At 71.9% G+C, this 14,237-nt stretch carries 12 protein-coding genes; 9 read left to right on the top strand and 3 right to left on the bottom strand.

Annotation, left to right across the window (positions count from 1 at the left end):
- Nucleotide 1: 1 nt before the first annotated feature.
- The 4 genes from ACFSL2_RS13385 to ACFSL2_RS13370 all read left to right on the top strand — a co-directional run bounded on the left by ACFSL2_RS13385 (nucleotide 2) and on the right by ACFSL2_RS13370 (nucleotide 7,654).
- Nucleotides 2-466 carry a hemerythrin domain-containing protein gene (locus tag ACFSL2_RS13385; protein ID WP_377198345.1) on the top strand — a complete coding sequence of 155 codons (465 nt, stop codon included), beginning with the start codon at nucleotides 2-4 and terminating at the stop codon, nucleotides 464-466.
- Nucleotides 467-747: 281 nt separating this feature from the next.
- The gene (locus ACFSL2_RS13380) at nucleotides 748-3,087 is read left to right on the top strand and encodes a helix-turn-helix transcriptional regulator (RefSeq protein ID WP_377198344.1); all 2,340 of its coding nucleotides are present in this window, start codon (nucleotides 748-750) and stop codon (nucleotides 3,085-3,087) included.
- Nucleotides 3,088-3,490: 403 nt separating this feature from the next.
- Nucleotides 3,491-6,145, top strand: a complete 2,655-nt coding sequence (locus ACFSL2_RS13375) for a choice-of-anchor G family protein (RefSeq protein ID WP_377198343.1) — start codon at nucleotides 3,491-3,493, stop codon at nucleotides 6,143-6,145.
- 132 nt (nucleotides 6,146-6,277) lie between these two features.
- Entirely contained in the window at nucleotides 6,278-7,654 is a 1,377-nt protein-coding gene (locus ACFSL2_RS13370; protein WP_377198342.1) for a copper amine oxidase, read from the top strand.
- Nucleotides 7,655-7,670: 16 nt separating this feature from the next.
- On the opposite strand, the gene ACFSL2_RS13365 is transcribed toward ACFSL2_RS13370, so the two are convergent.
- On the bottom strand, nucleotides 7,671-8,432 hold the full coding sequence (locus ACFSL2_RS13365) for a class I SAM-dependent methyltransferase (RefSeq protein ID WP_377198341.1): 762 nt from the start codon (nucleotides 8,430-8,432) through the stop codon (nucleotides 7,671-7,673).
- A 125-nt stretch (nucleotides 8,433-8,557) separates the two neighbouring features.
- Here ACFSL2_RS13365 and ACFSL2_RS13360 point away from each other — a divergent pair, with 125 nt between their 5' ends.
- From ACFSL2_RS13360 to ACFSL2_RS13350, 3 genes are all read left to right on the top strand, one after another.
- Entirely contained in the window at nucleotides 8,558-9,673 is a 1,116-nt protein-coding gene (locus ACFSL2_RS13360) for a hypothetical protein (protein ID WP_377198340.1), read from the top strand.
- Nucleotides 9,674-9,736: 63 nt separating this feature from the next.
- Nucleotides 9,737-11,023 carry a sensor histidine kinase gene (locus ACFSL2_RS13355; RefSeq protein ID WP_377198339.1) on the top strand — a complete coding sequence of 429 codons (1,287 nt, stop codon included), beginning with the start codon at nucleotides 9,737-9,739 and terminating at the stop codon, nucleotides 11,021-11,023.
- Nucleotides 11,016-11,657 carry a response regulator gene (locus ACFSL2_RS13350; protein WP_377198338.1) on the top strand — a complete coding sequence of 214 codons (642 nt, stop codon included), beginning with the start codon at nucleotides 11,016-11,018 and terminating at the stop codon, nucleotides 11,655-11,657. Before ACFSL2_RS13355 ends, ACFSL2_RS13350 begins: the two co-directional genes overlap by 8 nt.
- On the opposite strand, the gene ACFSL2_RS13345 is transcribed toward ACFSL2_RS13350, so the two are convergent.
- Nucleotides 11,658-12,143 (bottom strand): GNAT family N-acetyltransferase, encoded by a 486-nt coding sequence (locus ACFSL2_RS13345; RefSeq protein WP_377198337.1) that lies wholly within the window; start codon nucleotides 12,141-12,143, stop codon nucleotides 11,658-11,660.
- Nucleotides 12,144-12,309: 166 nt separating this feature from the next.
- Between ACFSL2_RS13345 and ACFSL2_RS13340 the strand changes: the two genes are divergently transcribed.
- Nucleotides 12,310-12,585, top strand: a complete 276-nt coding sequence (locus ACFSL2_RS13340; RefSeq protein WP_377198336.1) for a hypothetical protein — start codon at nucleotides 12,310-12,312, stop codon at nucleotides 12,583-12,585.
- A 42-nt stretch (nucleotides 12,586-12,627) separates the two neighbouring features.
- Here the strand turns inward: ACFSL2_RS13340 and ACFSL2_RS13335 are convergent, their stop codons facing one another.
- The gene (locus tag ACFSL2_RS13335) at nucleotides 12,628-13,110 is read right to left on the bottom strand and encodes a glutathione peroxidase (protein ID WP_377198335.1); all 483 of its coding nucleotides are present in this window, start codon (nucleotides 13,108-13,110) and stop codon (nucleotides 12,628-12,630) included.
- Nucleotides 13,111-13,204: 94 nt separating this feature from the next.
- Here ACFSL2_RS13335 and ACFSL2_RS13330 point away from each other — a divergent pair, with 94 nt between their 5' ends.
- Nucleotides 13,205-14,218, top strand: coding sequence for a pseudouridine synthase (locus ACFSL2_RS13330; protein ID WP_377198334.1), 1,014 nt, complete (start codon nucleotides 13,205-13,207; stop codon nucleotides 14,216-14,218).
- Nucleotides 14,219-14,237: the final 19 nt, after the last annotated feature.

Below are 14,237 nucleotides of genomic sequence, written 5' to 3'. Positions count from 1 at the left end.
GATGAGTCAACGCGTCGTCGCCTGGGGACAGGAGCTCCGTGAGGTGCACCGGCGGTTGCGAGAGGCCCTCGAGGTGGCCCGGTCCGCGGTCGAGGACGGCGCGGCCGGGCCGACGGCGGCGCGGGATCTCCAGCTCTACTGCGTCGGCTTCTGCGCTGCGCTGACCGGCCACCACCGCAGCGAGGACGCGACTCTGTTCGACGTCGTGCTGGCGGCCGAACCCGGCCTGGCCCCGGTGGTCGCCGACCTGAAGCGGGACCACTCCATGCTCGACCAGCTGCTGGGCGAGCTGGAGCGCGCCGCGATGTCGGGTGCGGGCCGGGACGAGCTGCTGCAGCACCTCGACGGTGTCGAGGCAGTGATGGAGACACATTTCCGGTACGAGGAGAAGAAGCTCGTCGACGTGCTCGACGCCTCGGACCGGCCCGAGGCGGACCGGCGGGAATTGCTCGGCCCGCTGGCGTGATGCCCGATTCCTGGAAATGGACATTCCACCATCTATTTCCGGGCGCGCAAGTTTCGCGTACCTGCCGGAGACGCGCCAGCGAGAGCCGTAATTTTCCGTACCACAGCCACGCGCTGCACGATTCATCTCCTGTCATAGACTCCTGAGGCGCTACTGATAAATGTTCATGTAAGTGGCGAATTGGGGTGTGCGTGCCATCAAGTTACGGGCCTTCCGTGGCAGTGCCTTCGGCAGTGCCGACGGCATGGGCGAGCCAGGCAGGCAGCAGGGGGAGGGACCGCATGGTCCACGGGCGTGATCGTGAGCTGCGGGTCATCGGGCACTTCGCGACCGACCTCGACCCGACGGTCCTCGTCGTGCGCGGACTGAGCGGGATCGGCAAGACGGCGACGGTGCTCCACGCGCTGAAGCAGGTCGGTGCGGGAGCGTCCGCGGTGCGGGTCGTCCGACCGTGCTCGCCACGGCCCTCGGCGCACGACCTGGACAACAGCCGGCGCATCGACCTGTCCGCCTGGTCGGTTCCCGACCACGAGGAGCACGACTCCGCCTTCGACGCGGCAGGCTTTCTCCGCGCGGTCTCGGTCTGGGCCGGCGACGGCGGACCGGGGCCGCGCGTGCTCTTCATCGACGACGTGGGAGTGCTCACCGCCGAGCGCGCACGGTGGCTCCAGCACCTGGCGGACGAGGCCTACGGACAGGACTGGCGGGTGATCGCCGCGGTGCGGAGCATCGCCGTGGACCAGCTGTCCGACGACGTCGAGGTGCTCGAGCTCGGCCCGCTCGACCGGCTGCCCCTGCGGCGGGTGCTCGACATGGAGCTGAGCGTCCCCGTGGCGACCGACGTCGTGGAGCACCTGCGCTGGTGGAGCGCCGGCAACCCCCGACTCGCCCTCGAGCTCGCCGGTTCGTTGAGCGCGGCGGAGCTGTGCGGTGACGTCGCCTGGTCGGGGCCCGAGAGCGTCAGCTCGGGTGCCCGGCGCGCGTATCGCGCGATGCTGGCCGGCCTCGACCCGGCGACGATGACCGCACTCGCGACCGCGCCCCTGGGCGGCGCTTCGGTCGCGCGCCGCGACGGTCGCGCGACGGTGCGGCACCCGCTGCTGGCACTGCTGTGCCGGGAGGCGCGCGGGACCGACGGTCACGTCGACGGCCGTGAGACCCAGCCGGTGGACCGCGTGGGGACGGGCCCGGGCCAGGTGGCGAGCGTCCTCGACGGGCTGCACCTGGACGACCTGCCGACGCGGGCGTGGGCGGCCGTCGCGGCGGCACCCGGCCCACGCCTGGCCGCGCGTGCCGTGGGGGTCTCGCTGATGGCCGGCCGTACCTGGCGGGACCACGGCGGAGGCCCGCTGGTACCGGACGGCGTGGGGCCGGAGTGGACCGACCACCTCTGGTGGCGCGAGCCGGCGGCCGTGGGCGACACCGCGGCCCGTGCCGCGGGAGCGCGGGTCGCCGAGGCCTTGCTGGGTCTCGAGGACACCGGCGAGCTGCCCGACCCCGCCGCGCTCCGGGCCGACCTGCGACTGCTCGGACCCACCCCGGGCCAGGACTGGGTGGGGGTGGACCTCCAGGTGCGTGCTCTCCTGGCCCTTGGTGACGTGGTGGGTGCACGTGGCCTGCTCGCCGACCATTCCGGCGCGACACCAGGACGAACGGTGGCGGAGATCGTGGCGCGTGACCTCGCCGCGGCCCGGGTGGCCGCGTTCGACGGGCGAGCTGTCGACGTTCGCGCGCACCTCGCGCGGGCGGCAGAGCTGCGCCCGTCGGTCGACGGGTGGCTGCCGGTCCGCGGGATGCGCGCCGCCGCGGACGCCGTCGCCGACGGCACCGTCCCCGCGAGCACGGTGCCCGCCCAGGCGGGTAGCTGGTCGCCCCGGGTGCTCGGCGAGTACGCCGCGGACCTGGGTGCCGCGCACCTCGTCGTCGGACAGGCGGAAGGGGCCGTCGCGCTGCTGACCATCGCGCTCGAGCACTGCGCCTGGCCCTACCGGGGGCGCGTACAGGTGCGCTGCGACCTCGTGGAGGCCGTGATGGCATCGACGCCGCCGGGCAAGGTCGGGCCCCGGACCCAGCGGCTGCTCGACCCGCCTCTCGCGCCGGAGGAGCGGTCGGCCCCGGACGTCGCGGCCGCCTACACCCGGCTCTGCGCCCTCCTGGCCGACGACGGGACGCCGTCGGCCGCGTTCGAGGCCGCGCTGCAGGCGTCGACGGCGCCCATGTCGCCCTGGCAGCGTGCGCGCATGCTGGTCGCGTACGGGCGGTACGCCGTGACCCGTGGTGGTCGCTCGACGGGCGACGCGATGCTCGACGAGGCGAGGACGCTCGTGCGCCTCGCCGGGATGTCCGGCTGGCTGCGGGGCATCGATGCGTTCCTCGCCGAGGCCGACGCGAGCGGTGGCACCGGACCCGAGTGGGAGGTGCTCGGCGGGCACGAGCGGGAGATGGTGCGGCTCGCGGTGCACGGAGCGACCAACTCACAGATCGCCCAGGCGACCTTCGTGTCCGAGCGGACCGTCGTGAACCGGCTGCGCCGGGCGTACGCGACGCTCGGCATCCGGGACCGGAGGGACCTGGTGCGCCTTGCCGAGACCCGTCCGCCTGCTTGGCTCGCCGGCAGCTGACGCGCAACTCGAGCGCAGATTTTTCACCCGCTATTGCTGGCGTTTTTCACCCGGCATTTCGGACTACCTTCACTTCTTTCCGCCGATGTGCGCGCGGATGCCTTTGTTGCGCCTCTGCTCGCGTAGAACGCACGACCCGTTGCGTTGGGTTGCGTCAGCGCACGATTGCCGCCCTGCCTGGCAGGTCCCTGGGAACCACTGTTCGCTAAAGCCCGGGCACCGGTGTGTCATACGCCCCGCCCCGACCGATCCGGACGTGATCACGTACCGATCCGGACGCTTTTCTTGAAGCGTGTATATGGAGGAGTGAGTTCTCTTGAACCGAACGCAAGTACCGTCCCGACGCCGGAGGGGAAGCGTCCCGTGGCGCCGGTCCCTGGCGACGGCCGCGGCAACCGCAGTCGTGGTCACAGCCACCGGACTGCCCGCGGTCGCAGTGGACAACTACCCGGAGGAGCCGTCCGAGGCCGCAGCGAGCGTCCTCGACTCGACGCTCTTCCAGGAGGCGCTGCTCGCAGCCGCCTACTCGGATGCCGGCTCTGAGTCGAACCCCGGGCCGAACGAGGGCAACCTCAACGTCGAGCTGCTCGGATCCGAGCTCGTTCGCATTGGTGACATCGAGGTTCCCCTCGACGAGATCCTGGACTTCGGTCAGCTCGGTGCGCTGGCCAGCAAGAGCGAGGCGTCCTCCCCAGTCGACGCGCACGCTGTCTCCGGCCTGCTCGGCGCGGACGGCGGTGTCACGCTGGACGGCGAGACCGAGGACTTCGGCAAGGCGTCCGTGGACGTCCTGTCGGTCGCACGCCTGCTGGGCGTCGACAGCCTGACGGACGAGATCGTCGACCAGCTGCTGCTCCAGGTCGGTGCCGGCGCGGCCGAGGTGCGCGCCGAGGACGGCGTGATCCTGGACCAGGACGGCGTGGGTGGCCTCGGCCAGTACCGCGTGGCCGACCTGGACCTGTTCCTGCACTCGCCGATCGTCGAGGACGCTGCCGCGTCCATCCACGACATCGGTGGCTCGATCGACACGGCCGTCGAGGACCTCGTCGGCACGAACCTGGACGACAGCGCCCTGACCGGCCTGTTCGACACGGTCCCGGGCGTTCCGACGCCCTCGATCACCGTGGACAGCAACATGCAGGACACGCTGTTCGAGTCCGTGGTGGCCGAGCCGATCACGTCGGCGAACCAGCTCCTCACGATCGACCTGTCGACCGGTGAGCTCCAGGTGCACCTCGACCAGCTCATCGACAACCCGGACGGGAGCGAGCAGGGCCTCAACGCTCTGCCGCCGAACACGGAGCTCATCGACGACACGACCTACCCGCTCATCGCGGAGACCGTGCACGAGCTCATGGAGGAAGTCACCAACGTCCTCCTGGGCGCGATCGAGGACTCCCTCGACGCCGTCACGGTCAACGTCGCCTTCTACGAGGAGGGCGCGCTGGGCACGGGCACGCTGGACGTCTCGTGGGCCATCCCGCTGACGTCGGTGGTGGACGGCAACTTCCCCGAGGCCGTCGACAACAGCACGGGCACCATGGCGCCGGTCGCCGCGGTTCTCGTCACCACCATCAACACGCTGGGCCCGGCAGTCTCCGACCTTCTCGCTCCGGTGTACGACCTGGTGATCAGCGACGAGGGCGACGAGATCTTCGAGCTGCTGATCAACGACCTCAAGACGGGCGCCATCACGGAGCCGATCCGCGAGCTGCTCTCGCCGGTCTTCGAGGTCCTGGCCGAGGTCATCTCGATCACGATCAACCGCCAGGTGTCGGAGAGCTCCGAGGTCACCCTGACCTCGACGGAGGCGGCCGAGGTCGTCACGTCGTTCGACCTGAACGCGCTCAGCATCGCGCTGCTGCCGGCGGACGAGATCGCCCGGATCAACCTGGGCAACGCCGCGGTCCGCATCTCGCCCGACGGCGACGGTGGCACCCCGCCCGGTGAGATCGACCCGTCCCTGACGCTCAACCCCGTCACGGTCGCTCCCGGCCAGTCGACCATCGCGACCGGCGAGGGCTACACGCCTGACTCGACCGCGACCGTCCAGCTGACCGACCCCGACGGCGAGCCCGTTGGTGACGCCATCCCGGTCGACACCGACTCGGACGGTTCGTTCACTGTTCCGGTCCCGGTTCCGGCTGACGCCGAGCTCGGCGTCTACCCGGTCGTGGGTACGGACGACACCACCGGTCAGGCCGCTGAGGCCCCGCTGGCAGTGGTCGCGGGCTCCGACATCTGCGCCATGGACCCGACCCTGACCGTCGAGCCGGGTGCTGCCTACCCGGGTGACACCGTCCACGTCGTGGGCCAGGGCTTCCCGGCCGGCGTCCCGGTCGTCGTGCAGCTGCGCGACGCCGAGGGCAACGCGGTCGGCGACCCGATCACGGTCGTCCCGGACGAGGCCTGTGGCTTCATCACGGACCTGACGGTTCCTGAGGACGCAGAGCCCGGCGACCACGTCGTCGAGGCCGAGCCCGAGGACGACAGCCCGGGTGCCGAGGCACCGCTCGAGATCCTGCCGCCGGGCACGAACCCCCCGGGTGACGAGTGCACGGACCCGAGCATCGTCGTCAACCCGGCCGCGGTCGAGGCCGGCGCCGAGGTCACGGTCACGGGCACCGGCTTCCCGGCCGGCGCCACCGTCATCGTCCAGCTCAAGGACACCCAGGGCAACGACATCGGTGACCCGGTCACCGTGACGGTTGACGACGACTGTGGCTTCACGACCCCGATCACGGTTCCCGAGGGGACCCCGCCGGGTGTCATCATCGTCGACGCTCGGCCGGACGACGGCCGGGAGGGCGCTCAGGCGCCGATCATCGTCATCGGCGGTTCGACCGGTGGCTCGGGTGACGGCGACGACTCCGGCGCCAGCGGTGCCGGTGCCGGTGACGGCGACCTCGCCGCGACCGGTGCGAACGTGACGGCGCTCATCGCTGCCACGGTGCTGCTCCTCGGCGCCGGTGCGGTCATGATCAAGCGTCGCCGCGAGATCAGCCAGGCCTTCGCTACCGCGATGGGCCGGATGTCGGACGACAAGCGTTCCGTCTGACGCACTGAGTCCATGACTCGGTGAGCAAGTGTCTGAAGCAGTAAGACCGGCCCGGTGCGACGTCGTCGCACCGGGCCGGTCCTGTACGGAAGAGCCCGTACGCGGGCCGCGCACGAGACCGAAGGGGGAGACGTGCCCGAGCTGTCGCCGAGACGTGGAGTGATTCCGGCGGTCGTCGCAGCGGCGGCCATCGTCGCACTCGTGGTCGCCGCGATCCTGGTGGTGGAGCAGGCCCTGCCCGCCGCCCCGGTCCAGCGAGGAGAAGAGACGCCGGTGCCGGGCGCCGTGGACGTGACGTGCCCGGAGAACGAGCCGATCGCGGAGGGCCTGCCCAGCGGTTCCACGTGGACCATGTGCTGGCGAGTCGACTCCGACCGGGGACTGGTGCTCGAGGACGTGCACTTCGCCCCCGCCGGCCACGCGGCGGTGCAGGTGCTCGCCGAGCTGTCCATCGGGCAGCTGGAGGTGCCGTACGACACCGGTCTGCGTAACACCGAGGACATCACCACGCAGGGTTTCGGCGGCCCCCAGATGATGACCCTGACCGAGACCGAGTGTCTCGGCGAGCGGATCGAGACGTTCGTGCCGAAGATCGGCGACGGAACGATGGGTGGTGGCGGTGAGCGGCGTCCGGTCCTCTGCCAGGAGGTCGTCGACGGCGGGATCGCCTACCGCAGCAGTGACAGCGCCGGGACCGAGGTGGCGCGGCGTGCCGACCTCCGGCTCGCGACGATCTCGAAGGTGGGCTGGTACGAGTACGTCAGCCAGTACACGTTCGGCAGTGACGGCAGCATCCGGTCCGACCTCGGCGCGACCGGCGACCTGTCCCCGGAGGACTACGGGGACGACCCAGCCCACGGCTGGCCGGTGGGCCCCGGGGACACGGACTACGCCACCAGCCACTCGCACAACGCGGTGTGGCGGGTGCACTGGGCGCTCGGCGGCCGGGGCGGTCAGGTCGTGGAGCAGTACGACGCCGCACCGACCGGCGAGCTAGGGCCGCGGTCGCCGCTCGTCGAGGGCGGCCTCACCCGGATCCCGCGCGAGGGCACCGCGACGGCTGCGGACCGGCGCTGGTGGCGCGTGGTGAACCCTGACGTGGTCAACGACGACGGGCACGAGATCTCCTACCAGGTCGAGCTGGGCGCGACGACGCCGTTCGAGCTCACCCAGGACCACCGGCACGAGAGCCGTGCGGGCGACGGCGCCGGCGCCGGCTACGCCATCGCGTTCACCGAGGCGAACGACTGCCAGCTCTTCGCCACCGCCAACAAGGAGGGCACCTGCGGTGCGGGTGTACTCGACTTCGCACAGGACGAGGCGCAGCTCTCCGACGTCGTCACCTGGGTCGCCGTCGGGTTCCACCACGTCGCTCGCGACGAGGACCAGAGCCCCATGGAGATGCACTGGCAGGGCTTCACCCTCACGCCGCGTGACCTGACGGCGCAGCGCGGGGACGTACCGGCTGCCCGCGAGGACGTGAACGGGAAGCCGCCCGGGCTGCCCTGACCCGGCCCGGGACCGGTCAGGCCCGCCGCGCCTCGACCAGCGTGCGGCGGCTGTGGCAGACGAACGACCCGTGCTCCGCGATGTGCTCCCGCAGCGCCCGCAACCGGTCCCCGTACTGCTCGACCGAGAAGTCGGGCACCGTCCACAGGACCTTGCGCAGGAAGTGCACCACCGCCGCCAGGTCGAAGAACTCGACCCGCGTCAACGCGTCCTGCAACCGGACCAGGTCGAGTCCGACGTCGGCGACCTGCGCGCGTACGTCGTCCAGGTACTCGGCGTCGTGGTTCACCTGCGGCCCCATCAAGAACTCGTACAGGGCACGGTTCGAACCCGCTCCGACCTCCTGGACCAGCAGCGTGCCGCCCGGAGCCAGCACCCGCGCGGCCTCGGCGTACGGGAACGAGACCGGGTGGCGGCTCGCCACCAGCCCGAACGACCCGTCGTCGAAGGGCAGGGGAGCGGTCGGGCCGTCGACCAGGGACACCACACCGCCGAACGGCGCCAGCGCCGCCGAGGCGAGCTCGTAGTTGGGCGCCCAGCTCTCCGTGGCCCGCACGGTGCCCGGCACCCGTTCCGCCAGTCCCAGTGCCTCCGCGAGCACCTCACCGCCGCCGGTGTCGACGTCGAGCACCGAGTCGACCTGACCCAGCCGCTCGCCGCAGAGCTGCACGTAACCCCAACCGGGGCGCTCCTCGGTGGCCCGGCCCGCGAACCAGGAGAAGTCCCAGCCGTCGGTCGGGACGGCCAGCCCCTCGGCAATCTCCTCGTCGAACGTCATGAACGGGAAACTATCCCCGCGGATCCCCCGGTCACCAGCCGATATCCCCCGGCCGGGGGAGGGGGCGAGCACCCGCCGGGCGGGAGTGTGAGGGCATACCGACCGATCGACCGGAAGGAACCGTCATGGAACGCCTCGCTCGCGCCACTCTCCTCGGCGCCACCCTCGCGAGCGGCGCCGTCGCGCTGCTCGGGCTCGCCTGGATGTTCGGCCTCTGGCCCAACCCGTACACCGAGCTCGCCACGGCGCTCCTGGCAGGACTCGCCGGGCCGGAGGTCGCCATCACCGTCCATGTCGTCACCGCGCTGGCCGGCGTCGCGGCCGGGATCGCCGGCCTCGCCGGCGCCCTGGGCACACGGGGCCGCGTCGGCGCCGGTGTGCTGCAGCTCCTCGTGTTCGGGGTGCTGCTGCAGGGCACCGGCCCGCTCTCCACGGTGGGCTACCTCGTCGCGCTCCTCATGCCGGTCGCCGTGGTGGTCATGCTCGTCCAGCTGGTCCGGCGGTACCGGGTGGCCCGCTGGGTGGTCGGGATTCCCGGCCTGGTGGCTCTCGTGGTCGGCATCATCGCGGGACGCGACGCCATCGCCGGCATCTTCACCGGGCTCGTCGCGGGCTTCGCGGGCCAGGGCGCGACCATCCTCGTCACGCTGCTCATCCTGGTGCTCGGCACGCTGTGGGCCATGGTCGGAGCCCAGGCCCTGTCCGGCATGTCGGCGATGAACCGCGCCACCGCCTGGGTGGTCAGGCACCGCCGCGCCATCACGATCGTGGCTGCCACCGGACCGCTCCCCTACGCCCTGATCCGGCTCACGTGGCTCACGCCGTGGCCCCAGCTCGGGTTCGACGGCATGGACATGTCCACGCGGATCTGGGGGCTCGCGCTGTCCAGCGGTGCCTGGCTCGGCTTCTTCCTCACTCTCGGCCTGATCCGCCCCTGGGGCGAGGTGTTCCCCCGGTGGATGCCGGGCCTGGCCGGCCGCCGCGTGCCGATCGCGGCTGCCGCCGTGCCTGGGGGCCTGATCGCCGTGACCCTCAGCTTCTCGGCCCTCCCCATGCTCCTGCTGGGCCGCGAGCACAGCATCGGCGACCAGATCATCGGCGCCATCGCCTTCCCCTGCTGGTACTGGGGCCCGGCCCTGGCACTCGCGGTCTGGGGCTACGTCGCCCACCGGCTCCAGTCCGAGCGAGCGGCCGCGCTCGACGCCGACGAGCGGTCGCTGAACCAGCTCCCGGCCGTGTGACCGGCCATGTGACCGACCGTTTTGACCTGGCAGGCGACCCCCACGACCGGAGAGGATGACGGCATGCAGGCGACGAAGCGGTATCTGACGCGGTACCTCGCCCGGCGGTTCGCCTGGCACATGCTGGGCGGGGCGATCGGGCTCGCCCTGCTGCTGCTGGTCTACAGCCTGCTGAACATCTCGGCGGGACTGGTGCCCACCTGGGCGTTGGCGGTCGCGACCCTCGCGGCCGCCATCGGCCTCGGGCTGGTGCCGGGTGCGCGGGAGCTGGAGGTCACGGCGGCCCGCGCACTGCTCGACGTGGACGACGAGCTCGTGGTGCCGGCCGAGCCCCGGCCCGCACACCGGATCCGGACCGCCGTGTGGGTGGCCGGGCACCTGGCCTCGGGCCTGCTCGTCGCGGCCGGGCTGTTCGCGGGCATCCCGATGGCGGTACTGATCGGTGTCGAGGCGCTCGCGGGGGAGTCGTTCCGGTCCCAGGACTCGTTCTACACCGGGCTACCGCTGCCGACCGGCCCGGTGTCGCTCGTCCTGCGGCTGATCGCGTGCACCCTTTTTGCCCTGCTGGCCCTCGTGGCGACCTGGCCGCTCGGGGCAGCTGCCTCGGCGCTCGCGGGGCGGGTGCTCGGTCCCACCGCGCACGACCGGATGGAGACGGTTCTCGCCAGGGCCCGCCGCGAGGCCGAGCACACGCGCCTGGCGCGCGAGCTGCACGACGGGATCGGTCATGCGCTCACCGTCGTCAGCGTCCAGGCGGCGGCCGGACGGCGGGTCGTCGCCGCCAACCCGGACACGGCAGCCGAGGCCCTGGCCGCGATCGAGGACACCGCCCGGTCGGCGCTCACCGAGCTCGACCAGCTCCTCGCCGTTCTCCGGGACGACGCCGACGACGAGGCGCCCGTCGCCCTGGCGCCGGCCCTCGGCGACGTCGTCTCCGCTCATCGCAGGGCCGGGCTGGACCTGAGCGCTCAGATCGATCTCCCGGCCGGGCTGCCGGCGCTGCTCAGCCGGACCGTGCAGCGGATCGTCACCGAGGCACTGACCAATGCGCACCGGCACGGTGCGCCCGGGCCGGTCGAGCTCACCGTGGGGTACGACGGCGACGGGGTGTGGATCGAGGTGGTCAACGCGGTCCGCGACGGCGTGCGACCCGGTCGGCGCCGGTCCGGCGGGCGCGGGCTGTCCGGCATCCGGGAGCGCGTCGCGCTGTTCGGCGGCACGGCCGAGGCGGGTCGTGCGGGCGAACGCTGGGTACTTCGTGCGACCCTGCCCTGCGCGCCCCTGCCGGCAGCAGGACGGACCGGTGAGCGTGCCCCTGGCAGAACCAACCGGAAGGACCCTGATGTCTGACACCCCGGTCCGGGTGCTCGTCGCCGACGACGAGCCGCTCGTCCGCAGCGGTCTGCGTCTCATCCTGGACGCCGAGCCCGACCTCCAGGTGGTCGGCGAGGCCGGTGACGGCGCCCAGGCGGTCGAGCTGGCCCGCACCCTGCGGCCCGACGTCGTCTGCATGGACGTGCGGATGCCCGGCGTGGACGGCCTGCGCGCGACCGAGCTCGTGCTGCGCCTGCCGGAGCCGCCGCGGGTACTCGTGGTGACGACCTTCGAGCACGACGGCTACGTGCTCGACGCGCTGACGGTCGGGGCGTCCGGGTTCCTGCTCAAGCGCGCCGGGGCCGACGAGATGGTGCAGGCGGTCCGCACGGTCGCCGTCGGGCAGAGCCTGCTGTACCCGGAGGCGCTGCGGGACCTGATCCGGTCGCGGCCGCGCGCGACGAGCGGGGCGCCGGTGCTGACGCCGCGCGAGCGGGAGGTGCTGGGTCTGGTGGCGCAGGGGATGACGAACGCCGAGATCGCCACGTCGCTCGTGGTCGGGGTGGAGACGGTGCGTACGCACGTGGCGTCCGTCCTCGCGAAGCTGCAGGCCCGGGACCGGACCCAGGCCGTGGTGCTGGGGTACCGGGCAGGTCTGGTCGACCTGTAGTCAGACGCCCTGGGAAGGGCGGGGGAGGGCCATCTCCACCTGGTCCGGGAACGGCGGGAACTCCGACACCTGGCTGCGCCCGGTGCGGCGCCAGCCGAGGTGCTCGTAGAAGCCGATCGCCTGGTCGTTGTCGGAGAGGCACCACAGGCGCGGGTCGTCCATCTCGGCGACGGCCGCGTTCATCGCCGCACGCGCGAGGCCGGCTCCCCAGCGGGACGGGTGCACGGCCAGGTGCCGCAGCAGCCGCTCGTCGTGGGCGACGAAGCAGGCGAGCCGCGAGTCGTCGCCCTCGTCGTCGAGCACGAGGACCCGGACGCCCGGCTCGACGAGGGCGGCCTCCCACTTCGCCCGGACCTCGTCGGACGGGAACGGGTACATGCCCGGCGGGAAGATGTGGCCGAGAGCCGCCACCCCGGCGGCGCGCTCGACGTCGAGGAGCGCCTGCGCGTCCTCGGGCGTGGCCTGCCGAAAGTGGTGGGGGTCCATGCTTCCCAGAGTAGGGCCGGCGCGTGGCGGGGGCACCACCACTGAGATTTGCCGACGGGGACCAGGAGCCCGGAAAAAACTGGGTGCAACATTTCCGAGAAGTGCTGTGACCTCCGAGCGGTCCGAGCGTCAAGGCTGCATGACAGATACAGCATTCAGTGCAGTGATGTCCCGCCTCTCAGCACTCGACACGCTTTCGCTGCGAGTGAGTCAGGACTGGCTCGCGTTCGGCCTCGATCGGGTGGACGTGCTGGTCATCGACATTCTGACCGTCAGCGAGCTCACGGCCCTGCCGCTCGTGAGCAAGCACAACCTCATCGCGGAGGAGCCGGATCCCGGCCGGGAGCTGGGCCTGACCAGGGTCTGGATCGGCTGGCTCGGGGACGCCTCGGACGTGGTGCCGGTCGCGATGCGGCTCACCCTGGCAGCGGGGGACTGCTGAGCCTGCCGCCGCCGGGTGGCCTCGACCTCGGTGGCCTCGACCTCAGCGGGGGAGGTGCGCCTCGATCTCGCCGACGATCGCCGGGTCGTCCGGCAGGGTCTTCGGTGAGTACCTGCGTACGTCGCCGCCGGGCAGGACCAGGAACTTCTCGAAGTTCCAGCGGATCTTGCCCGAGTGGCCTCCGGCGTCCTCCGTCTTCTTGAGCTCTTCGTAGAGCGGGTGAGCGTGCCGGCCGTTCAGCCTGATCTTGTCGAGCACGGGGAACGTGACGCCGTACGTCATGGAGCAGAACTCGGCGATCTTCTCGTTCGAGCTCAGCTCCTGCAGGAACTGGTTGCTGGGGAAGCCCAGCACCGTGAAGCCCCGGTCCTGGTACTTCTTCTGCAGCTTCTCCAGGGTCTCGTACTGCGGTGCCAGGCCGCACCGCGAGGCCACGTTCACCACGAGCACGACGTCGTCCTGGTGCTCGGCCAGCGAGATCTCGGTGCCGTCCATCGTGTGGAAGGGAATGTCGTAGAGGGTCACCCGCCCATCCTCCACCCGTTGCCCGGACCAACGGAACCCTCTCTTGACCGGTAGCGCGGTCCGGTAGCGCGCCCCGTCGGGTTAGGTTGACGACGTGCGTACGCCCGGACCCGCCAAGCACCGACCGCCACTGCCCGTGCGGGACGGACTCAACCCCACCCGGCTGGTGCTCCCGCACGACCCCGACGTGATCGCGCGGTTCCCGCTCGCGCTCGACTACCTCCTGCACCGCTTCCACGACGACGAGGCACGCCTGCTCGAGAAGCTGGCGCTCGGGGAGATCGTCACGGGCCGCGGGGAGCCCCTCACCCCGACGACGCCGTACGAACCGCGCGGGTTCCTCTACCTGTACCGCGACCCGCCCACCCATGAGGAGCGGATCCCCTTCGAGCCCGAGGTGCTCCACCACGACCAGGACCTGCTGGTCGTGGACAAGCCGCACTTCCTCGCGACGATGCCGCGCGGGCGCTGGGTGCGGGAGACCGCGCTGGTGCGCCTCCGGATCGCCCTCGACCTGCCGGAGCTCTCGCCGGCGCACCGGCTCGACCGCGGAACGGCCGGCGTGCTGGTCCTCACCGTGCGGCCGGAGGTGCGGGGCCCGTACCAGGAGGCGTTCGCGCGCCGCGCGGTACGCAAGGTCTACGAGGCGGTGGCGCCGCTGACGCCGTCGGGCCCCGTGTCGCCCGACGCCGCCCGGGTCGCCACGGGCGAGCCCGTCACCCTGCGCAGCCGCATCGTGAAGCGGCGCGGCGTCACCCGGGCCGAGGAGGTCCCCGGTGAGCCGAACGCCGAGTCCCTGATCACCCTCGCCGCCGTCGACGAGGCGCGCGGCCTGGGGCTCTACCGGCTGGAGCCCCACACCGGCAAGACCCACCAGCTGCGCCTGCACATGGCGTCCCTCGGACTCCCGATCCTGCACGACCCGTTCTGGCCCGAGCTCCGGGACACCGACCCCGACGACTTCGACCGTCCCCTGCAGCTCCTGTCCCGATCGCTCGAGCTCACCGACCCGCTGTCCGGGCGCCCGCGCCGCTTCGAGTCGCGCCGCACCCTCAGTGAATGGGCCCGTCCGACGCCCCTGGAGCTGTCAGACGCGCAGGTCACCTGAGCGACCTGGGCGTCTGACC

Origin of the sequence: Promicromonospora aerolata (assembly GCF_042682255.1) — a bacterium.
Taxonomy (GTDB): domain Bacteria; phylum Actinomycetota; class Actinomycetes; order Actinomycetales; family Cellulomonadaceae; genus Promicromonospora; species Promicromonospora aerolata.
This window is presented reverse-complemented; position numbering and strand designations above follow the sequence as displayed.

What these genes read in the sequence shown, in the direction of transcription:
- ACFSL2_RS13355 (WP_377198339.1), top strand. Translation starts at nt 9,737, where the DNA reads ATGCAGGCGACGAAGCGGTATCTGACGCGGTACCTCGCCCGGCGGTTC.
- ACFSL2_RS13380 (WP_377198344.1), top strand. Translation starts at nt 748, where the DNA reads ATGGTCCACGGGCGTGATCGTGAGCTGCGGGTCATCGGGCACTTCGCG.
- ACFSL2_RS13385 (WP_377198345.1), top strand. Translation starts at nt 2, where the DNA reads ATGAGTCAACGCGTCGTCGCCTGGGGACAGGAGCTCCGTGAGGTGCAC.
- ACFSL2_RS13340 (WP_377198336.1), top strand. Translation starts at nt 12,310, where the DNA reads ATGTCCCGCCTCTCAGCACTCGACACGCTTTCGCTGCGAGTGAGTCAG.
- ACFSL2_RS13365 (WP_377198341.1), bottom strand. Translation starts at nt 8,432, where the DNA reads ATGACGTTCGACGAGGAGATTGCCGAGGGGCTGGCCGTCCCGACCGAC.
- ACFSL2_RS13350 (WP_377198338.1), top strand. Translation starts at nt 11,016, where the DNA reads ATGTCTGACACCCCGGTCCGGGTGCTCGTCGCCGACGACGAGCCGCTC.
- ACFSL2_RS13345 (WP_377198337.1), bottom strand. Translation starts at nt 12,143, where the DNA reads ATGGACCCCCACCACTTTCGGCAGGCCACGCCCGAGGACGCGCAGGCG.
- ACFSL2_RS13360 (WP_377198340.1), top strand. Translation starts at nt 8,558, where the DNA reads ATGGAACGCCTCGCTCGCGCCACTCTCCTCGGCGCCACCCTCGCGAGC.